The organism is Streptomyces sp. NPDC020983 (assembly GCF_044333485.1).
Taxonomy (GTDB): Bacteria; Actinomycetota; Actinomycetes; order Streptomycetales; family Streptomycetaceae; genus Actinacidiphila.
Map to the genome: position 1 here is coordinate 44784 of NZ_JBIRRA010000020.1, position 21489 is coordinate 66272.

Annotated in this window: 9 protein-coding genes and 1 pseudogene; all 10 read left to right on the top strand. The window is 77.4% G+C overall.

Features of this window, described 5'->3' with window-relative positions:
- The first annotated feature begins 108 nt into the window (after positions 1 to 108).
- The 10 genes and pseudogenes from ACH4SE_RS33250 to ACH4SE_RS33295 all read left to right on the top strand — a co-directional run bounded on the left by ACH4SE_RS33250 (position 109) and on the right by ACH4SE_RS33295 (position 20594).
- Positions 109 to 744 (top strand): antibiotic biosynthesis monooxygenase, encoded by a 636-nt coding sequence (locus ACH4SE_RS33250; RefSeq protein WP_398547280.1) that lies wholly within the window; start codon positions 109 to 111, stop codon positions 742 to 744.
- Positions 741 to 1073 carry an antibiotic biosynthesis monooxygenase family protein gene (locus ACH4SE_RS33255; protein WP_398547281.1) on the top strand — a complete coding sequence of 111 codons (333 nt, stop codon included), beginning with the start codon at positions 741 to 743 and terminating at the stop codon, positions 1071 to 1073. The genes ACH4SE_RS33250 and ACH4SE_RS33255 overlap by 4 nt, the downstream gene beginning before the upstream one ends.
- Before the next feature lie 5 nt (positions 1074 to 1078).
- Complete coding sequence (locus ACH4SE_RS33260) at positions 1079 to 1504, top strand: nuclear transport factor 2 family protein (protein ID WP_398547282.1); 426 nt, start codon at positions 1079 to 1081, stop codon at positions 1502 to 1504.
- Positions 1501 to 2433 carry an MBL fold metallo-hydrolase gene (locus ACH4SE_RS33265; protein ID WP_398547283.1) on the top strand — a complete coding sequence of 311 codons (933 nt, stop codon included), beginning with the start codon at positions 1501 to 1503 and terminating at the stop codon, positions 2431 to 2433. Before ACH4SE_RS33260 ends, ACH4SE_RS33265 begins: the two co-directional genes overlap by 4 nt.
- Positions 2396 to 2842, top strand: a complete 447-nt coding sequence (locus tag ACH4SE_RS33270; RefSeq protein ID WP_398547284.1) for an ester cyclase — start codon at positions 2396 to 2398, stop codon at positions 2840 to 2842. Before ACH4SE_RS33265 ends, ACH4SE_RS33270 begins: the two co-directional genes overlap by 38 nt.
- A 79-nt stretch (positions 2843 to 2921) precedes the next feature.
- Entirely contained in the window at positions 2922 to 15695 is a 12774-nt protein-coding gene (locus ACH4SE_RS33275) for an SDR family NAD(P)-dependent oxidoreductase (protein WP_398547285.1), read from the top strand.
- Positions 15692 to 15976, top strand: coding sequence for a hypothetical protein (locus ACH4SE_RS33280; RefSeq protein ID WP_398547286.1), 285 nt, complete (start codon positions 15692 to 15694; stop codon positions 15974 to 15976). Before ACH4SE_RS33275 ends, ACH4SE_RS33280 begins: the two co-directional genes overlap by 4 nt.
- A pseudogene (locus tag ACH4SE_RS33285) lies at positions 15946 to 18060 on the top strand (beta-ketoacyl synthase N-terminal-like domain-containing protein); the annotation flags it as partial. The gene ACH4SE_RS33280 and the pseudogene ACH4SE_RS33285, both read left to right, overlap by 31 nt.
- Before the next feature lie 22 nt (positions 18061 to 18082).
- Positions 18083 to 19024: an AfsA-related hotdog domain-containing protein gene (locus tag ACH4SE_RS33290; RefSeq protein WP_398547287.1), complete on the top strand. Its 942-nt coding sequence runs from the start codon at positions 18083 to 18085 to the stop codon at positions 19022 to 19024.
- Positions 19025 to 19595: 571 nt separating this feature from the next.
- On the top strand, positions 19596 to 20594 hold the full coding sequence (locus ACH4SE_RS33295) for an acyltransferase domain-containing protein (protein ID WP_398547288.1): 999 nt from the start codon (positions 19596 to 19598) through the stop codon (positions 20592 to 20594).
- Positions 20595 to 21489: the final 895 nt, after the last annotated feature.

The following is a 21489-nucleotide window of genomic DNA, read 5'->3' on the forward strand; positions in this document are numbered from 1 at the left end:
TCACGGGTAGGCCGGATCCGCGCCGAGGAAATAGAGCCCTATCGGGCGCGCGGCGGCCAGTTGCGCATGGTGCTCCACCCGGGTTCGGTGGGGAGCAGGTCCGGCTACATGGGAACTGCGATCCTCCGGCCCGGCGAGCACGTGGTGGAGCATTTCCACCCCTACGGCGAGGAATTCCTCTACAACGTCACCGGGGATCTCGTCCTGGAGGTCGAGGGCGAGAAATGGGCGGTGGGCGCCGGCGAGGGAATCTACGTCCCCATCGGAAAGCGGCACCGGCTGCGGAACGTCGGCACCACCGAGTCGCTGACCGTCTACCACATCGGCCCGCTCGCCCCGGACCCGTCGCTGGCCCACATCGACACCGAGGTGCTCGGGGAGGAGGGGGCCGGGACGCGGGACGGCGCGGCGGGGACCGCCCGGGTGCTGTTCGGGATGAAGGTGGCCGAGAACCGGCGCGAGGACTTCCTCGCCGCGTACGAGAAGGTCCGCTTCAGTGTCGCCGCCACCAGGGGCCACATCCGCGACCAGATCTGCCAGGCGCCGGACGACCCGGCCAGCTGGCTCATCGTCAGCGAGTGGACGTCGCTGGCCGACTTCTTCGCCTGGGAGAAGTCCGAGGAGCACAAGGAGCTGGTCCGGCCGATGCGCGCCTGCTACTCCGACCCGGAGTTCCGCAGCTACACGGTGGTCGCCGAGACGGCGGGGACGGCGGGGGCGGTCACGACGGGGGTGCGGCCGTGAGCACGATCTCCGCCGAGGACCGGCTCATGACGTACATCAACGTCTTCCACTGCACGCCGGACAAGCAACAGGACCTGTCCGCCGCCATCCGCAGGGAGACCGAGGACATCGTCCGGCACATGCCCGGCTTCGTCTCCGCGAACGTGCACTGCTCCGTCGACGGCACCCGGGTCACCAACTACGCCCAGTGGAGCACCCTCGCCGCCTTCCAGGAGCACATCCGCAGCGAGGCCGGCCGCGCGCTCATCACCGAGCTGCACAAGTACGCCGACAACGTGGACGTCCACGTCTACGAGGTCGACTGGATCATGTCCGGCGAAGGGAAATGACGACCATGAAGACCGCACGCGAGCTGTGGGAGGCCGTCTACCGGGCCGTCGAGGAGGTCAACGGCTTCCTGCTGTACGAGCTGTGCGACGGCGAGGTGGAGATCCGCACCGCCAGCCAGGAGACCAGGGGCGCCAAGCGGCTCGGCGACATGTTCGCCCAGCAGCGCGGCCTCTACGACGAGCTGGAGCACAGGGTCGACAGCATCGTGGAGTCCGGTGACGGCACCGCGCTCGCCGTCGAGCTGACGCTCACCGGTATCCCCAAGGGCACCGGCACCCGGCTGACGTGGAACGTCATCGAGGTCATCCGCGCCGACGCGGGCCGCATCGTGTCCTGGCACGCCATGCTCGACCGCACCGGCCTCATCCAGCAGATCCAGCAGCTGCACGCGGCCGGGGCCGCCGGGGCCGGCGCGTCCGGGAAGGCGTGACGGCCGTGCCGGGCGGCGTGCCGGGGGCCTCGCTGGAGGCCGTCCCGGAGGTCCGGGAGGTCGAGGTCGCCGACGGCGTGGTCGCGCTCGTCAACGGCGACGGCGGCGCGGGCCAGTCCAACAGCGTGCTGCTGCTCGGCGAGCCGGTCACCGTCGTCGACACCATGCTGCTGCCGGAGATGGCCGCCGCCATCCCGGCCGCGCTGGAGCGCCGCGGCCGCCGCGCCGGGCTCGTCGTCAACACCCACATCCACACCGACCACATCGGCGGCAACCTGCTCTTCGACGACGCCCCCATCGTCGCCCACCCGCGCACGGTGGCCGGCATGCGCAGGATGATCGGCGAACGCGGCCTGCCCGCGCTGCTCGCGAAGGTCATGCCCGGCTTCGCGACGCGGCTCGCCGACTGGGACAGCGTCGCCGCCGAGCCCGTGCCGCCGGACGGCATCGAACGCGCCCTGCCCTCGGGGGCGAAGGTGCTGGAATTCACCGACACCCACTCGGCGGCCGATCTCGCGGTGTGGCTGCCGGCACAGAAGGTGCTGGTCAGCGGCGACCTGTGCTTCGCCGGGGTCACCCCGCTCGCGGTGCACGGCCGCGTCGGCCGCTGGCGTGCGGCCCTCGACCGGCTCATCGCGCTGGAGCCCGCGGCCGTCGTGCCCGGGCACGGCGGCCCCGCCGGGCCCGGCGTCCTGCACGACCTCGCCGACTACTTCGACCGGGTGCTGGCCGCCGCGCGGCTGGCGCACGCCGAGGACCTGCCCGCGGAAACGGTCTGGGCGCAATTCGACCCGGGCCCGGCGGCGGGCTGGCTCGAACCCGAACGAACCCTCGTGAACATCCAGGTAGCCCTTGCCGAGACGACCGGCAAGCCATTCGAAGGAGTACACCGTGTCCGACAAGGTCAACATCCGCCGCATTCTCACTGAGGCGTTCTCCAAGGGCGACACCGACGTCCTCGACGAACTGATGACCGAGGACTTCGTCAACCACAACGCGCCTCCCGGAATGGACACCAGCCGCGAGGGCGTCAAGTCCGTCATCAAGATCGAGCGGCAGGGCTTCCCCGACCTCAAGGCCGAGATCATCCGCGACTTCGAGGACGGCGAATACGTCATCCAGCACGTCAAGCTCACCGGCACCCACAAGGGCCTGGTCTTCGGCGCGGAGCCGACCGGCCGGGTCATCAGCTGGAACGAGATCCACATCGCGAAGGTCCGCGACGGCAGGGTCAGCGACCACTGGGCCTGCAACGACCTGCACGTCCTGATGATCCAGCTGGGCCAGATCGCGCCGCCGGACACCTCCGCCTTCCGCCGGGCGACCGCCGGTTCCTGACCGCCGGCCGGCCGGCAGCCGGCCGGTTGCCGGCCGGTCCCCGCGTCCCCATCCCGGGATCTCGTCGAGGAGATGCACCATGACTGACGCCTTCGCGATCATCGGACTGGCCGCCCGGCTGCCCCGGGCGGACGGACCCGCCGGGCTGTGGCGGCTGCTGCGCTCGGGCGGCGACGCGGTCACCGACCCGCCGCCGGGCCGCACGGCCACCCGGCGCGGCGCCTTCCTCGACGACGTCCCCGGGGACGCGGGGGCCGCCGGGGGCCCCGCGTCCCCGGGAGGCGGCGGCACGCCGGCAGCCGCCGCGATCCCCGCGATCCACGCCTTCGACGCCGGCTTCTTCGGGATCTTCCCGCGGGAGGCCGCCGCCATGGACCCGCACCAGCGGCTCGTCCTGGAACTGGGCTGGGAGGCACTGGAGCGGGCCGGGCTCACCGCGGAGCGGCTGGCCGGCACGCACACCGGGGTGTTCGTGTCCGCACCGGCCGAGTCCGCGCCCGCCACCGCGCCCGACCACTACACCTTCACCGGCCGCCAGCGCAGCATGACCGCCAACCGGCTGTCGTACGCGCTCGGCCTGCACGGCCCGAGCCTCACCGTGGACACCGGGCAGTCCTCGTCGCTCGTCGCGGTGCACCTCGCGGTGCAGTCACTGCGCAGCGGCGAGTGCGACCTCGCCGTCGCGGGCGGCGTCGCACTCATGCTCGCGCCCGACGACCACGTGGGCCTCGCCGAGATGGGCGTGCTCTCGCCCGACGCCCGCTGCCACGTCTTCGACCGCCGCGCCAACGGCTTCGTCCGCGGTGAGGGCGGGGGCCTGGTCGTCCTCAAGCGGCTGGCGGACGCCCTCGCGGACGGCGACCGCATCGCCGCCGTCATCGCGGGCAGCGCCGTCAACAACGACGGCCGCACCAGCGGGCTCACGGCGCCCAGCGCCGCCGCCCAGCAGGAACTGCTCAGCCGCGCCTACCGGCAGGCCGGGATCGACCCCGGGGCCGTCCACTACGTCGAACTCCACGGCACGGGAACGGCGGTCGGCGACCCCGTCGAGGCCGCCGCGCTCGGCGGTGCGCTCGGCACCGCCCCGACCCGCACCGCACCGCTGCTCGTCGGCTCGGTCAAGACCAACATCGGCCACCTCGACACCGCAGCCGGCATTGCGGGCCTGCTCAAGACCGTCCTCAGCCTCCAGCACCGCGAGCTGCCCGCGAGCCTCCACTTCGCCGAGCCCAACCCGGCGATCGACTTCACGGGCCTCAACCTCCGCGTCAACGCCGCCCCCCGCCCCTGGCCGGCCGGCGGCCCCGCCCTCGCGGGCGTCAGCTCCTTCGGACTCGGCGGGACGAACTGCCACGTCGTCCTGACGGCCCCGCCCGTCCCGTCTCCCGTCCCGTCGCCGGTCCTGCCGCGCCCCGGCGTGATCCCGTGGGTGCTCTCGGCGAAGTCGCCCGCCGCCCTGCGCGCCCAGGCCCGCCGCCTGCTCGCCGCGCCCCCGCACGACCCGCTGGACACCGCCTACTCCCTCGCGGTGACCCGCACGGCCTTCCCCGTCCGGGCGGTGGTGCTCGGGCGGGACGCCGCCGAACTGGCCGCGGGCCTGGAGGAGCTGGCCGCCGCGGAGGACCCGTCCGGGGTGTACGGGCGGGGGACTCCCGCGCTCCCGGCGGCCGGCTTCGTGGCCGGCGCCGACACGGACTGGGCCGCCGTCTTCGCGGGCACGGGCGCGCGGGCGGTGGAGCTGCCGACGTACGCGTTCGAGCGGAAGGCCTACGGGATGCCGTCCGGCGGCGGGACACCCGCTCCCGCCGCGGGGGAAGGCGCCGGTGGCGCCCGGACCGGCACGCCCGGCCCCGCGGCGGGGGACGGCTCGTCGGCGGGGGACGGCCCCGCGGCGAGGGGCACGGCGTCCCGGGACGGGGGCGGGCACGACGGTGCCGGCACGCCTGCGGCCGCCCGCCCGGCGGGCGAGGCCGACGGGCGGTCCGGCGAGGGCGACCGCCCGCCGCCGGACGCACCGCGGCCCGCGCCCCCCGTGTCCGGCGACGCGCTGCTCGCCGTCGTACGGGCCGCGGTCGCCGCCCAGCTGGGGCACGCGGACGCCGCAGCGGTGCCGCGGGAGCAGAGCTTCAGGGACCTCGGCTTCGGGTCTCTCGCGATCGTCGAACTCGCCGAGCGGCTCACGGAATCGCTCGGGCGCCAGGTCGACGCGACGGAGGCCTTCGACCACCCGACGCCCGCTGCGCTCGCGGCGCGGCTGGCGGAGACCGCGGAGGAGACCGCCGAGGAGAGCGCGGGCCGCGCGCGCCGGGCGGCCGCGGGCGGGCCCGCCGCGCAGCCGGGTCCGGAGCCCCGGGCCCGGCGCGGCCGCGAGGCGGAGGACGACGACGCCGTCGCCGTCGTCGGCATCGGGTGCCGCTACCCCGGCGGGATCGCCTCGGCCGCCGATCTGTGGGAGGTCGCCGCGGGCGGGCGGGACGTCATCTCACGCTTCCCCGCCGACCGCGGCTGGGACCTCGCCCGGCTCCACGACCCGGACCCCGACCGCGCCGGGACCACGTACGTCCGCGAGGGCGGCTTCCTCGACGACGTCGCGGGCTTCGACGCCGGCTTCTTCGGGATCAGCCCGAGCGAGGCCCTCGCGATGGACCCGCAGCAGCGGCTGCTGCTCGAAGTGACGTGGGAGGCGCTGGAGAACGCCGGCGTGGACCCGCACACGCTCGCCGGGAGCCGTACCGGTGCCTTCGTCGGGATGTACGGCTGGGACTCCGCCGACTCCGTCGAGGGCTACCGCATCACGGGCGGCCTGTCGGCGGTCGCCTCCGGACGGCTCGCGTACACGCTCGGGCTGGAGGGCCCCGCGGTGACGCTCGACACCGCCTGCTCGTCCTCGCTCGTCGCCCTGCACCTCGCCTGCCGGTCGCTGCGCGCGGGCGAGACCGACCTCGTCCTCGCGGGCGGCGCGACCGTCATGTCCACCCCGCGCGTCTTCCTCGAGTTCGCCCGCCTGCGCGGCCTGTCGCCGGACGCCCGCTGCAAGTCCTTCGCGGCCGCCGCGGACGGCACGGCCTGGGCCGAAGGTGTCGGCGTCGTCGTCCTGGAACGCCTGGCCGACGCCCGCCGCAACGGCCACCCCGTGCTGGCCCTGGTACGCGGCACCGCCGTCAACCAGGACGGCGCGTCCAACGGCCTCACCGCCCCCAACGGCCCCGCCCAGCAGCGCGTCATCCGCGCCGCGCTCGCGGACGCCGCGCTGTCCCCGTCCGACGTCGACGTCGTCGAGGCGCACGGCACCGGCACCGCCCTCGGCGACCCGATCGAGGCCCACGCCCTCCTGGCGGCGTACGGCCAGGACCGCCCGCGCGGCAGGGCGCTGCTGTTCGGCTCCCTGAAGTCCAACATCGGCCACGCGCAGGCCGCCGCCGGCCTGGCGGGCGTGATCAAGATGGTCGAGGCGATGCGGCACGGCGTGGTGCCGCCGACCCTGCACGTGGACGCCCCGAGCCCGCACGTCAACTGGTCCTCCGGCGCCGTCCGCCTCGCCACCCGCGCCCAGCCCTGGCCCGACACGGGCCGCGCCCGCCGCGCGGCCGTCTCGTCCTTCGGCATCTCCGGCACGAACGCCCACGTGGTCCTCGAACAGCCCCCGGCCGCCCCGGTGGCGGAGCGCCCCGCCGAGGCCCGGCCGCCCTGGCCCGCGCTGCCGTGGGTCCTGTCGGCGAAGTCCCCCGGGGCGCTGCGCGCCCAGGCCGCCCGCCTGCTGGCCCACGTGTCGCGCCCCGGCGCGGGCGGCGACGCCCCGGCCGCCGCGGACGTCGGCCGTTCCCTCGCCGGCACCCGGTCGCGCTTCGCGCACCGCGCGGTCGTCGTCGGCGCGGACTCCGCCGAGCTGACCGCGGGCCTCTCCGCCGTCGCCGCGGGGCTCCCGGCCGGCAACGTGACGTACGGGGAGGCGGACGAGGACCCGGGGAAGACGGCCTTCGTCTTTCCCGGGCAGGGCGGCCAGTGGCTCGGCATGGCCGCCGGACTGCTCGACTGCGAGCCGGTGTTCGCCGCGCACATGGCGCGGTGCGCGCGTGTCGTCGACCCGCTGGTGGACTGGTCGCTGCTGGACGCCGTCCGGGGCGCCGCGGACGGCGGCCTGCTGGAGCGGGCCGACGCCGTACCGCCCGCGCTGTTCGCGGTGATGGTGTCGCTCGCCGAACTGTGGCGTTCGCTCGGGGTGCGGCCGGACGCCGTCGTCGGGTCGTCGCAGGGGGAGATCGCCGCCGCGTACGTCGCCGGGGCGCTGTCGCTGGAGGACGCCGGACGGCTCGTCGTGACGCGTTCGCGGCTGCTCGCCGACGGGCTCACCGGGGCGATCGCCTCGGTCGGCGCGCCGGCGGAGGAGGTGGCCCGGCGGCTCGGGCCGGGCCTGACGATCGCGGGCGTCAACGGCCCGCGGGGGACGACCGTCGCCGGGCCCGCGGACGCGCTGGCGTCCTTCGTCGCGGAGCTCCGGGCCGCGGGCGTGCCCGCGCGGAAGGTCGCGTCGATCGCCTCGCACTCGCCCCTCGTCGCACCGCTGGAGCCGCGCTTCGCCGAACTGCTGGGGTTCGTACGGCCCACCGCCGGGACGGTGCCGCTGTACTCGTCGGTGACGGGCGCGGTCGCCGCGGGCGAGGAGCTGACGGCCGCGTACTGGTACCGCAACTGCCGCGAGCCGGTGGCCTTCCGGCGTTCCGTGGAGGCGCTGCTCGCGGACGGCTTCACGCACTTCGTCGAGTGCTCCCCGCACCCGTCGCTGACGACGCACATCGAGCAGACCGCCGAACAGGCCTCCCGCACGGTCACGGTGACCGGTTCGCTGCGCCGCGGCGACGGCGGCCCCGCGCGCCTGCTGGCCTCCGCGGCCGAGCGGTACGTGCGCGGCGGCACGGTGACGTGGGACGCGGCGTTCGGCACCGCTGGCCGCCACGTCCCCCTGCCCACCTACGCCTTCGAGCACAAGCGGTACTGGCTGGAGCCGCGCCCCGCGCTCGACGCGGCCGGGCTCGGGCTCACGGCCGCGGACCACCCGCTGGTCGCGGCCGTGGCCGAGGTCCCCACCTCCGGCGCGGTGCTCCTGACCGGACGCGTCTCGCTGTCCACCCACCCCTGGCTGGCCGACCACGCGGTGTCCGGCGCCCCCCTCCTCCCCGCGACCGCCTTCCTCGAACTGGCCCTGCGCGCGGCCGCGCAGACCTCCCGCCCGGGCGTGGCCGACCTGGTGGTGCAGGCCCCGCTCGTCCTCCCGGCCGAGGGCGCGGCCGCCGTCCGCGTCACCGTGGAGGAGGGCGCGGTGACCGTGCACTCGCGGGCCGCCGACGGCGACTGGGTGACGCACGCCCGCGGTGAACTGGCCCCGCAGGACGAGGTGTTCACCGCGCCCCCGCCCCCCGCCGCCTGGCCCCCCGACGGGGCCCGCCCGCTCGGCCTCGCGGACGCCTACGAGCGGCTCGCCGCCCGCGGCTACGGCTACGGGCCCGCCTTCCGCGGCCTGCGCGGCGTGTGGCGGCTCGGCGAGGAGGTCTTCGCGGAGGCCGCCCTCCCCGACGGCGCCGAGGGCGGCTTCGGGCTGCACCCGGCCCTGCTGGACGCCGCCCTGCACGCCGTGCTGCTCACGCACGCCGGCGACGGGCTCGCCCTGCCCTTCTCCTGGACCGGGGTGCGGCTGCACGCGACGGGCGCGAGCACGCTGCGCGTCCGCCTCACGCCGGGTGAGGGCCCGGACGAGGTCGCGCTCGCGGCGTACGACCCCGCCGGGCGCCCCGTCCTCACCGCCGGGTCCCTCGTGCTGCGCCGCCTCACGCCCGAGCAGCAGGCCGCGGTGTCGCGCGCCGGGCGCCGCGCCGCGCACCGCCTGCTGGAGCTGACGTGGCCCGTACTCGACCGGCCGCGCGCCGTACCCGTGTCGGTCGGGGCGTGGGACGGCCTGGACCGTACGGTCCCGCTCCCGGACGCCGTGGTCCTCGACGCGACCCCCGCACCGTACGCGCCCGGCCCCGCCGTCCTCCCCGCCACCCGCGCCGCGACCCGCCGGGTCCTGGCCGCCCTCCGGTCCTGGCTCGCCGACGACCGCACGGCCGCCTGCACCCTCATCGTCACCACCCGCGCCGCCTCCCTGGTCCCCGACCCGGCGACCGCCGCCGTCCACGGTCTCGTCCGCGCGGCCCAGGCGGAGGCCCCCGGCCGCATCGTCCTGGCCACCGCCGAGGAGGACGCCGCCCTCGACGCGGCCTCGCTGCTGGCGGCGGGCGAACCGGAGATCCACGTGCGTGCGGGCGCGCTGCACGTCCCCCGCCTGGCCCCGCTCCCGGACGCACCCGCCACCGGCGGTCTCGCCGCACTGCTCCCCGGGCCCGCGCCGGACACGGCCACCGGCGAACCGCGGCCGGGCGCGCTCCCCGCCGGCCCCCACCGCGGTGCCGTGCTCATCACCGGCGGGACCGGCGGACTCGGGGCCGCGCTCGCGCGGCACCTGGTCGGCCGGCACGGTGTGCGGCGGCTCGTGCTCGCCTCCCGGCGGGGAGCGGACGCGCCCGGCGCCGCCGAACTCCGCGCCGAGCTGGCCGCCCTGGGCGGTGAGGCGCGCATCGTGGCGTGCGACGTCTCCGACGCGGCGGCCGCCGACGCGCTGGTGACGCCCGACGTGGCGATGGTCGTGCACACCGCGGGTGTGCTCGACGACGGCGTGCTCGGCGCCATGACGCCCGGCCGGCTGGACGCCGTGCTGCGGCCCAAGGCGGACGCCGCCTGGCACCTGCACGAGGCCACCGCCCGCACGGGCGCCGCTCTCGTCCTCTTCTCCTCCGTGCTCGGTGTCACCGGCGGCCCAGGGCAGGCCAACTACTCGGCCGCCAACGCCTTCCTCGACGCGCTCGCCGCCCTCCGGCACGGGCACGGGCTGCCCACGCTCGCGATCGGATGGGGGCCGTGGGACCGCGGGGCCGGGATGACGGGGCAGCTGCGGGACGCGGACCTCGCGCGGCTGCGGCGCCGGGGGCTCGGTGAACTCCCCGTCGAGGAGGGCCTGTCGCTCTTCGACGCCGCCCTCGCGCAGCACCACCCCTACGTGGCCGCCCTCGTGGCCGACCGCGCCACGCTCCGGGCCGCCGCCGAGGGGGGCGAGCTCCCCGCCGCCCTGCGGGGCCTCGCGCCCTCGCGCCCCGTGCCCGCCACCGGCGCGCCCGCCACCGACCTGCTCGCCCTCACCCGCACCGAGGCCGCCCGGCTACTGGGACGGGACGGCGGGGCAGGACAGATCGACCCGGAGCGCAACTTCCGCGACCTCGGCTTCGACTCGCTGCTCTCCGTCGAGCTGCGCAACCGGCTCAAGGCGGCCACCGGCATACCGCTGCCCGCGGGCGTGGTCTTCGACTACCCGACCCCGGCCGCACTCGCGCACCACCTGCGCGAGCGCACGGCCGGGCACGGCGTCCCGGACGCCGCCGGGCGGCCCGCCCCCGCCGCGGACACGGACGCGGACCCCGTCGTCGTCGTGGGCATGAGCTGCCGCTTCCCCGGCGGCATCGACTCGCCGGAGCAGCTGTGGGAAGCCGTCGCCGCCGGCCGCGACGTGATCGGCCGGCTCCCCGCCGACCGCGGCTGGGACACCGCCCGCGTCCCCGCCGAGCAGGGCGGCTTCCTCGCCGATGCCGGCGCCTTCGACGCCGGCTTCTTCGGCATCAACGCGCACGAGGCCGCGGCCATGGACCCGCAGCAGCGGCTGCTGCTGGAGGTCAGCTGGGAGGCGGTCGAGCGCGCGGGCATCGCCCCGGACACCCTCGCGGGCAGCCGCACCGGCGTCTTCGCCGGGATCATGGCCCAGGAGTACGGCACGGGCGCGGACGACGCGGCCGCCGGCGTCGAGGGCTACCGGCTCATCGGCAGCCAGGGCAGTGTGGCCTCCGGCCGGGTCGCCTACGCCCTCGGCCTGGAGGGTCCCGCCGTCACCGTCGACACGGCGTGCTCGTCCTCCCTGGTCGCCCTGCACCTCGCGGCCCGCTCGCTCGCGTCGGGGGAGTGCGACCTCGCGCTCGCCGGTGCCGCGACCGTGATGGCCACACCGCGGGTCTTCGTGGACTTCGCCAAACAGGGCGGCCTCGGCGCGGACGGCCGCTGCAAGTCCTTCGGCGCGGGCGCGGACGGCACCGGCTGGAGCGAGGGCGCGGGCGTCCTGGTGCTCGAACGCGCCTCACGGGCACGGGAGTCCGGCCACCGCGTGCTGGCGGTGCTGCGCGGCAGCGCGGTCAACCAGGACGGCGCGTCCAACGGCCTGACCGCCCCCAACGGCCCCTCCCAGCAGCGCGTCATCCGCGCCGCCCTGGCCGACGCGGGCCTCGCGGCGGCCGACGTGGACGCCGTCGAGGCGCACGGCACCGGCACGGTGCTCGGCGACCCGATCGAGGCGGAGGCGCTGCTCGCGACGTACGGCCGGGACCGGCCCGCCGAACGGCCCCTGCTGCTCGGCTCGGTGAAGTCCAACCTCGGCCACACGCAGGCGGCGGCGGGCATGGCGGGCGTGATCAAGATGGTCGCCGCCATGGCGCAGGGCGAGATCCCGCCGACCCTGCACGCCGACCCGCCGACGCCCGCCGTCGACTGGTCGGCGGGCGCGGTGGCCCTGGCGACCACCCGTACGCCCTGGCCGTCCACCGGGCGCCCCCGCCGGGCCGGCGTCTCGGCGTTCGGGATCTCCGGCACGAACGCCCACGTGATCCTCGAACAGGCCCCGGCGTGGGCGGCGCAGGACGCACGGCCGTCCGTGCCCGCACCGGCCGGAGCCGGGGCGGCACCCGGCCCCGGGGGCGGGCAGGGGCCCGTGGCGGCGAGCGCCGGGGCCGGGCGGCCCGGCTGGCCCGTCGTCCCGTGGGTGCTGTCCGCCCGCAGCGAGCGCGCCCTGCGCGGCCAGGCCGCGCGCCTGCTCGCGTACGTACGGGAGCGCGACGGGCTCGACCCCGCGGCCGTTGCCGCCTCCCTCGTCGCCACCCGCGCCCAGCTCCCGCACCGCGCCGTCCTCACCGGCGCCGACCGGGACGAACTCCTCAGCGAACTCGTGGCGTTCGGCGCGAGCGAGCCGCCCGCGCAGCGCACCGGCAGCGGTCCCCTCGTCTTCCTCTTCCCCGGCCACGGCAGCCAGTACGCGGGGATGGGCGCGAGCCTGCACGCGGCGTTCCCGGTCTTCGCCTCGGCCCTCGACGAGGTCGTCGACGCCCTCGACGCCAATCTCGAACGGCCCCTGGCTGAGCTGCTGTTCGCCCCGAAGGGCACGCCCGAGGCGGCCGTCCTCCAGGACCGGACGGAATTCACGCAGCCCGCCCTCTTCGCCGTCGAGGTCGCGCTCTACCGGCTCGTCGAGTCCTTCGGGCTGCGGCCCGACCACCTCCTCGGCCACTCCTTCGGCGAGCTGGCCGCCGCGCACGTCGCGGGTATCCTCACGCTGCCCGACGCCGCCCGGCTCATCACCGCGCGCGGGCGGTCGATGGCGGCGCTGCCGCCCGGCGTGATGGTGCAGATCCAGGCCGGCGTGGACGAGATCGAGCCCACGCTGGAGCCCGGCGTGTCCATCGCCGCCGTCAACGCCCCGGCGGCGACCGTGGTCTCCGGCACCGCGGAGGCCGTCGAGCGGGTCGTCGCCGCCTGGCGGGAGCGCGGCCGCCGCTCCGTCAGGCTGCGCAACCGGCACGCCTTCCACTCCGCCGAACTCGACGGCCGGCTCGGCGAATACGCGGCCGTCGCCGCGGAGATCACCTACCACCGGCCGGCGATCCCGTTGATGTCGAACGTCACCGGCGCGCCCGCCACGGCGGACGACCTGCGGTCCGCCGACTACTGGATGCGGCACGCGCGCGGCGCCGTACGGTTCCTGCCGTGCGTGACCGCCCTGGCCGAGGCGGGCGCACGCACCTTCGTCGAGATCGGTCCCGGCCGGGCCCTCACCACGCTCACCGCGCAGAGCATCCCGACCCCCGTGACCGGCATCCCGCTGCTGCGCCGCGACCGGCCCGAGGCCGCCACGCTCGTGCAGGCGCTGGCCGAACTCACCGCCGAGGGGCTGCCGGTGGACTGGCGGGCCGTATTCGGGCAGCCCCCCGCCGGGCCGCTGCCCGAACTGCCCACCTACGCCTTCGACCGGCGGCGCTACTGGCTGCGGTCCGCGCCGCCCGTCACCGCCGGACCGGGCCTCACCGACGCCGGGCACCCCGTGCTCACCGCCCGCATGGACCTGCCCGCGGACGGCACGGCCGTCCTCACCGGCACGGTGTCCCGCACCGCGCCCGGCTGGCTCGGCGACCACGCGGTGGGCGGTGACGTGCTCGTCCCCGCCGCCCTGTTCGCCGAGCTCGCCCTGCACGCGGCCACCGCCGTGGGAGCCCCGCCCGCACTGCGCGAACTGCTCGTCCAGGCCCCGCTGCCGCTCCCGGCGGAGGGCCGGGTGACGCTCCAGGCGGTCGCCCGCCCGTCCGGCGAGGTCGTCCTGTCCGCCCGCCCGGAGACACCCGGCGCGCCCTGGACCGTCCACGCACGGGCGGCACTCGGCGAGCCCGCCCCCGCGCCCGCCCGCCTCACCGCGTGGCCCCCCGCCGGAGCCGTCGCCGTCGACGTGGAGGGCGCGTACGAGCGGCTGGCCGAGCAGGGGTACGGCTACGGCCCGTCCTTCCGCGGTGTGCGCGCGCTGTGGAGGGACGGCGACGACGTGCTCGCCGAGATCGCACCGGAACTCGACACCGCGGGCTACGGCGTGCACCCGGCGCTGCTGGACGCCGCCCTGCACGCCTGGCTCGCCGGCACCGCCCGCGGCGGCACGGACGTCCCCTTCGCCTGGGAGCGCGTGACCCTGCACCGCCCCGGCGCCACCACCCTCCGCGCCCGCCTGGCCCCGTGCGGCCCGGACGCCCTCACCCTGACCGCCTGCGACCCCGCGGGCCACCCCGTCCTGACGGCCGCGGCCGTCCGCCTGCGGCCCGTGGCACCGGCCGCGCCCCCGCTGCGCGAACTGGCGTGGGAGCCGCTGCCGGGGGTGCCCGGCCTGCTCGCCGCCCCCGCCCCCGCCCCCGCCCTGGCATCGGGCTTCGGCGCCGCGCTGGTCCGGACGGTCCCTCCGGTGCGCCCGGCCGGCGGCCGGGTGACCGCGGGCGCGTCACGCGCGTCCGGCCGGGTGGCCGGCCCGGGACACGCCCCCGCCCCGGTGACCCCCGCCCCGGTGACCCCCGCCCCGGCGACAGCCTCCGGCTTCGGCGCGGCGCTCGCCGGCGTGCCGGAACGCGGCGCGGCCGCCCCCGCTCCCGCCCGCCTTCCCGGGCCCGTCACGCTCACCCCGCCCGGGTCCGGCCCGGCCGTCCTCCGGGCCGTCTCCGCGCCCGGTGCGGACGCCGTCGCCTCGCTGCACGCCCTCACCCGCGGGGTGCTGGCCGGGCTCGGGGAGGCCGGGCCGGGGAGGGTCGTGGTCGTCACCCGCGGGGCCGTCGCCGCGGGCGGGGGCGGGGTCACCGATCCCGCCGGGGCCGCGGTGTGGGGGATGGTGCGGGCCGCGCAGGCGGAGCAGCCGGGGCGGTACGTGCTCGTCGACGAGGACCCGGACGGGGAGGCGGAGCTGGACGCGCGGGCCGTACTGGACCTCGGCGAGCCGGAGGTCGCCGTCCGGGCGGGCGTCCCCCACACGCCCCGCCTCACCCCGCTCCCGGCGGAGGATGCGCGGGCGCAGGGGGAGCCGCCCTTCGGGCCCGGCTCGTACGTCCTCCTCACCGGCGGCACCGGCGGCCTCGGCCGGCTCTTCGCCCGGCATCTGGTCACGGCGTACGGGGTCCGGCGGCTGGTGCTGGCCGGGCGGCGCGGCGCCGCGGCTCCCGGTGCGGCCGAACTGCGGGCGCAGCTCGCGGCCCTGGGCGCCGACGCCGAGATCGTGGCCTGCGACCTGTCGGACCCGGCGGCGGTGGCCGCGCTCGTCACGCCGGACCTCACGGGCGTCGTGCACGCGGCGGGCGTGCTCGACGACGGCGTGCTCGGGACGCTCACCCCGGAGCGGCTGGCCGCAGTGCTCGCCGCGAAGGCGGACGCCGCCTGGTACCTGCACGAGGCCACCCGCGAACTGCCCGGCCTCACCGCCTTCGTCCTCTTCTCCTCCGTCGCGGGCACCCTCGGCTCGCCGGGCCAGGCCAACTACGCCGCCGCGAACGCCTTCCTCGACGGGCTCGCCGCGCGGCGCCGGGCCGCGGGCCTGCCCGCCGTGTCCGTCGCATGGGGCCTGTGGGCGCACGGCCGCGGGATGACCTCCGGGCTGGGCGCCGCCGACCTCGCGCGGCTGCGCGCCCGCGGCCTTGCGCCGATCCCCGAGGCGGCCGGACTCGCGATGTTCGACGCGGCCCTGACCGCGCCGCGCGCCCAGGTCGCCGCCGTCGCCCTCACCACGCCCGCTGCCCCGCCGGCGCACGGCACGGACGACGAGGCCGCCCGCCTGCGCGGCGAACTCGCCGCCCTCGACCGCGACGCCCGGCACGCCCGGCTGCTGGACCTGATGGGCCGCACGCTCGCCGCGGTCCTGGGCCTCGCCGCGGACCAGCCCCTCGACCCGGACCGCAACTTCCGTGAACTGGGCGTCGATTCGCTCCAGGCGGTCGAGCTCCGCAACGCCCTGGCGCCCCTGACCGGCACCCCGCTGCCGGCGACCGCGGTGTTCGACCACCCGACGCCCGCGGCGCTCACCGACCACATCCACCACATCCTCCTCCCGCCGGAGAGCGAACCGGACGCGGAGCCGAGCCGTAGGGAGTTGATCGAGACCATGGACGTCGAAGCGCTCATCGCGGACGCGCTGGGCGAGGGTGGTCCGCGATGACCGGCCGCCGCACACCGGGGGCAGGCGAACCGAAGGACCCCCGCGCCGCCGGGCGCGCCACCCGCGGGCCGTCCGCGCGCCCCCGCGTCGACCCCGCCCTCTACCGCCGGGACTGGGCCTTCGCCCTGTGGAGCGTCCTCGTCTCGATGGGCGCGGCGTTCGTACCGCAACTGCCCGTCCAGGACGACACGTTCGAGCCCCTCGACTGGCCGGACGACTGGTTCGACGAGTGGTTCGACCCCTACCTCCCCCGCGACCTCGGGCGGGGGGACCCGCGATGAGCGAGTACACCGAGGCACGGCTCGTCCAGGCGCTGCGCGAGTCGCTCAAGGAGATCGAGTGGCTGCGCGGCCGGGCCGGCGGCAGCCGTGAGGACCGGATCGCGATCGTCGGCATCGGCTGCCGCTTCCCCGGCGGCGCCGACTCGGCGGCGGGACTGTGGGACGTCGTCGCGAACGGCCGCGACGCCATCACCGGCTTCCCGGACGACCGCGGCTGGGACCTCGACGCCCTCTACCACCCCGACCCCGACCGCCCCGGCACGACCTACGTCCGCGAGGGCGGATTCCTGCCCGGCGCCGCCGACTTCGACGCGGCCTTCTTCGGCATCGGCCGCGGCGAGGCGGTCGCGACGGACCCGCAGCAGCGGCTGCTGCTCGAAGTCGCCTGGGAGGCGCTGGAGGACGCCGGGATCGACCCGCACACGCTCGCGGGCAGCGCGACCGGCGTCCTCGTCGGCCACATGGCGCAGGAATACGGCCACGACATCACCGAAGCCGGCACCGAGGGCTACCGGCTGACGGGCACGGCGGGCAGCCTCGCCTCCGGCCGGGTGGCGTACGCGCTCGGCCTCGAAGGCCCGGCGCTCACCCTCGACACCGCCTGCTCGTCGTCGCTCGTCGCCGTCCACCTGGCGTGCCGGTCCCTGCGCGCGGGCGAGACCGACCTCGTCCTCGCGGGCGGCGCCACCGTCATGGCCACCCCGCGCGGCTTCGTGGACATGGCCCGCCAGCACGGCCTCGCCCCCGACGGCCGCTGCAAGTCCTTCGCGGCCGCCGCGGACGGCACGGCCTGGGCGGAGGGCGTCGGGGTCCTCGTCCTGGAACGGCTCGCGGACGCCCGCCGCCACGGCCACCGCGTCCTCGCGCTCGTCCGCGGCAGCGCCGTCAACCAGGACGGCGCCTCCAACGGCCTCACCGCCCCCAACGGCCCCGCCCAGCAACGGGTGATCCGCGCCGCCCTCGCCGACGCGGGCCTGTCGCCCGGCGACGTCGACGTGGTCGAGGCGCACGGCACCGGCACCCCCCTCGGCGACCCCGTCGAGGCGCAGGCGCTGCTCGCCACGTACGGGCAGGGGCGGCCCGCCGGCCGGCCGCTCGTCCTGGGCTCGCTCAAGTCCAACATCGGCCACACGCAGGCCGCCGCGGGCGTCGCGGGCGTCATCAAGACGGTCGCGGCGATGCGGTACGGCGTCGTGCCCGCCACCCTGCACGTCGACGCGCCGAGCCCGCACGTCGACTGGACGTCCGGCGCGGTGCGGCTCGCGACCGGCGCGCAGGGCTGGCCGGTCACCGGCCGGCCGCGCCGCGCGGCGGTCTCGGCCTTCGGCATCTCCGGCACCAACGCGCACGTCGTCCTCGAACAGGCCCCGCCCGCCGACGAGCCGGCGCGCAGCACACCGCCCGCCGTGCCCTGGATGCTCTCGGCGAAGACCCCGGAAGCACTCGCCGCCCAGGCCCGGCGGCTGCTCGCGGCGCTCGACGGCGCGGACGCCGACCCCGTGGACGTCGGCTTCACCCTCCTGCACCGTGCCCGCTTCGCCCACCGGGCCGTCGTCCTCGGCACCGGCGCCGCCGAACTCCTCGCGGCGCTGCGGACCTTGGCCGCCGCCCCGGCACCCGGCACGGTCGTGGGCGGAACCGCGCTGCGCGCACAGGCCGAACGCTTCGCCGCGGGCGGCACGGTCGACTGGGCCCCGGTCTTCGCCGGCACGGGCGCCCGCCGGATCGCCCTGCCCACATATCCCTTCGCCCGGCAGCGCCACTGGCCCGAGCCGGCGGCCGGCCCAACCACCCCGCCGCGGACGGCGGCCGGCCCAACCGTCCCACCGCGGACGGCGGCCGCCGCGCCGCCCGGCCGCGCCGGCGACAGCACCGAGACCGTCCGGGCCGCGCTCGGCGACGTCCTCGGAGAGCACGGCACCCTCGGCCTCGACGACGACATCACCGCGCACGGGCTCAACTCCCTCTCCGCGGTGGAACTGCGCGGGCGCCTCCAGGCGCTGACCGACGCCCGGATCAGCCTCGCGGACATCTTCGACCACCCCACCATCCGCTCACTGGCGCGACTCCTCGACGAGCGCTGACGCCCCGCCCCCGGAGGTTCCGATGCCCCACGACGCCGCCGCTTCCCTGAGCTTCGACACGTTCGTGCCGCCCGCGACCGTCAACCGCCGCTCCGCGCTGGAGGTGTTCGTCACCGACCACACGCAGGTCGGCCCGGAGACATACGCGGTCGCCGTACGCGTCGAACCCGGCCACCCCCTGTGGTCGGACCGGACGGCACCCGCGCACGACCCCGTCGCGATCATCGAGGCCTTCCGCCAGGCCTTCGTCGTCGTCCGGCACGGCTACCTCGACGTGCGCCGCGGCACCCCGTCCGCCGTCCAGCACCTCACGCTGGCCGTACCGGAGCCGGACGCCTTCCGGGCGGACGGCGCCGCGCCGCTCCAAGGCGTCGTGACCGTCCGCGTCACCAGGAGCGAGGCCGCCTACGACATCGCGGGCACCTTCGCCGTGGACGGCGTGCCCGCCATGACGCTCTCCTTCGACAGCGTCCTCTTCCCCCGCGAGTCCTACCGCGAGATCCGCGCCTACCAGCGCACCCGGCGCTTCACCGACGCCGCGGGCAGGCCCGCGGCGGTCCCGGACAAGCCGTTCGAGCCCGGGGCGGTCGGGCGGCGCGACCCCGCCAACGTCGTCATCGCCCCCGCACCCGCCGACCGCCCCGGCCGCTTCCCGCTGCTCGTCGACCGCACGCACCCGTCCTTCTTCGACCGCGACTACGACCACATCCCCGCCTCCCTGCTCATCGAGGGCATGCGGCAGGCGGCACTGCACACCGCCGCCGAGGCGGGCCTGCGCACCGGCGAGGCCCTGCTCACCGGCGCGGAACTGGACTTCGGCATCTTCGTCGAGATCGACGTCCCCGCGGAGTGCGTGGTGTCCGTAACCGGACGGACCGGGCCGGAGATCGCGGCGAACGTCGCCATCGACCAGGGCGGTGTGCGGGTCGCGAGCGGCACCCTCCGGCTCACCGAGCCGCGGTGACCCCCGGCGCGGCCGCCGGGCCCGTGGCGGGGCCGCCGGGCCCGTGGCGGGGGCGGCGGGCGCGTGGCGGGGGCGCCGGGCCGAGGCGGGGGCGTACCGGGCGCGTGGCGGGGCCGGGCGCGTGCCGGGCGGGGCGGGGCGTGCCGGGCGGGGCGGCCGGGCCCGTGGCGGCGCGTTTCCGGACCCGGCCCATGGCGGACCGTGCCGTGCCGTGGCGGGCCGTGCCGTGCCGTGCGGTGCCGTGCCGGGCCGCGCCGGGCGGGGCGGACGGGCCCGGGCGGTGCGTTTCCGGACCCGGCCCATGGCGGACCGTGGCCGTGCCGTGGCGGGGCGGTGCTGGTGGCCGGGCCCGTGGCGGCGCGTTTCCGGGCCGATCCCATGGCGAACCGCGGCCGTGCCGTGCCGTGCGGTGCTGTGCCGGGCGGTGGCGGCCGGGCCCGTGGCGGACCGTCTCGGGGCCCGGCCCACGGCGAACCGTGGCCGAGCCGTGGCGGGGCGTGCCGTGCCGGGCCGGCTCCGTCAGTCCCATCAGTCCCGGCGCTCATCGGCACTGCCAAGGAGGCGGCGAACAGTGAACCCCACCGACATTCCGTACGAGGTTGTTCTGGTTCTTCCCGGCCAGGGCGCGCAGCAGCCGCGCATGGGCGCCGACCTGTACGGCGCCGAGGCCGTCTTCACGGCCGTGATGGACGAGTTCTTCGCCGCGGCCGGCGACGACGGCCCGGCGCTGCGCACCGACTGGCTCGCCGAGCACCCCGGGCCCGACTTCGACGACTGCCGCCGCGCGCAGCCGCTGCTCTTCGCCGTCGGGGCGGCACTGGGCGCGGCGGTGCTCGCGCGGGGACTGCGGCCGGGGGTGCTCGTCGGGCACAGCGTCGGGGAACTGGCCGCCGCGGCCATCGCCGGGGTCTTCGGCGTCGCCGACGGCGGGCGCGTCATGGCGGCGCGTACCGCCGCCATGGCGGCTACGGTGCCGGGCGGGATGCTCGCGGTTGCCGCCGGGCCGGAACGCATCCGGGAGGTCCTCGGCGCGGACCTCGCGGCGCGGGGCGTCGCGGTGGCCGCGGTCAACAGCCCCTTCCAGACCGTCCTTTCCGGCGCGACCGCCGAACTCTCCCTGGCGGAGAAGGCGTTGACCGCGGCCGTTGTCGCGTGCCGCCCGGTACGCGCCCGGCAGCCCTTCCACAGCCCGCTGTGCGAGGACGCCGCGCAGCGCTTCGCGGAGCTCCTCGGGGCTGTCCCCCTGGCCGCGCCCTCCCTCCCCATCCGCTCCACCTCCACCGCGCGCCTCGTCACCCCCGAGGAGGCCGTGACCCCCTCCTTCTGGGCCGCCCAGATGGCCCGCCCCGTCCTCTTCTGGCCCGCGGTCTCCCCGCTCCTGGCGCCCGCGCCGCCGCGTGTCTTCCTCGAAGCGGGGCCGCGCGGCAGCTGCGCCGCCGCGCTCCGTCTCTCGCCCGAGGTCCAGGCCGGCCGGCACACGGTCCTCTCCCTCCTCCCCGCGACGCCCCGCCGCGCGGCCCGCCCCGTCTTCGAGACGGCGGTGGAGACGACGCTGTCCCTCTGCGCGTAGCCCTGCCCGGGCGGGGTCGTCCCCCGCCCTGGGGCCGAGTGGCCTCGCCCGCCGGCCCACCGCCCGGTGGGGGATCGCTCGCGCCGTTCCCCGCACCCCCGAGGGGGTGCCACTTGCGGTTGGCGGTTCGCGGTTCGGCCGGTGGGGGCTGGTCGCGCAGTTCCTCGCGCCCCTGAGGAGGTGCGGCTTGCGGTGGCGGTTCGCGGTTCCGCCGGTGGGGGCTGGTCGCGCCGTTCCTCGCGCCCCTGAGGGGGTGCCACTTGCGGTGGGGGTTCGCCTTTCTGCCGGTGGTGGGTTGCTCGCGCAGTTCCTCGCGCCCCTGGGTTGCCCGGCGGGGCATCGCGCCCTTGCTCGGGGGTTGGGGTCGGGTGCCACTCCGGGGGTACCTCCTCGGAATGCGCGTCTGACGTCATGACGTAGGCGTTGAGGGAGGGGGTGCGCATTCCTGCGGGGGCACCCCCGGATCGTCCCCCTCCCGCGCCGGTGTGGCGGCTGCCTGCCGGTGGGGGTGAAGTCCTTCAGCGACTGCGGTTCGCCCCCGACGGCGGCGCACCCCCACAAGAAGGCCGTCAGCCGACGTCGAATCTGCACGGGTGGTGGGGGTGGGAACACCCCGCGCCGCCAGGCGCGGGCACCCCCGCGGCGGGCAAGCCGCCAACCCACCCTGGGCGGGCACCGCCCGAAGCGTCCCCCGCGGCGGGGCAGCCGCAAGTCCCACCCCAGGCGGGCACCGCCCGAGCGCGGCGCCCCCAGGCGCGGCACCCCCCGCGGCGGGCAGCCGCAAGCCCCACCCCAAGCGGGCACCGCCCGAGCGCGGCGCCCCCAGGCGCGGGCCCCCGCGGCGGGGCAGCCGCAAGCCCCACCGCAGGCGGGCACCGCCCGAGGCACCCCCCGC

What these genes read in the sequence shown, in the direction of transcription:
- ACH4SE_RS33275 (WP_398547285.1), top strand. Translation starts at nt 2,922, where the DNA reads ATGACTGACGCCTTCGCGATCATCGGACTGGCCGCCCGGCTGCCCCGG.
- ACH4SE_RS33250 (WP_398547280.1), top strand. Translation starts at nt 109, where the DNA reads ATGGGAACTGCGATCCTCCGGCCCGGCGAGCACGTGGTGGAGCATTTC.
- ACH4SE_RS33280 (WP_398547286.1), top strand. Translation starts at nt 15,692, where the DNA reads ATGACCGGCCGCCGCACACCGGGGGCAGGCGAACCGAAGGACCCCCGC.
- ACH4SE_RS33260 (WP_398547282.1), top strand. Translation starts at nt 1,079, where the DNA reads ATGAAGACCGCACGCGAGCTGTGGGAGGCCGTCTACCGGGCCGTCGAG.
- ACH4SE_RS33290 (WP_398547287.1), top strand. Translation starts at nt 18,083, where the DNA reads ATGCCCCACGACGCCGCCGCTTCCCTGAGCTTCGACACGTTCGTGCCG.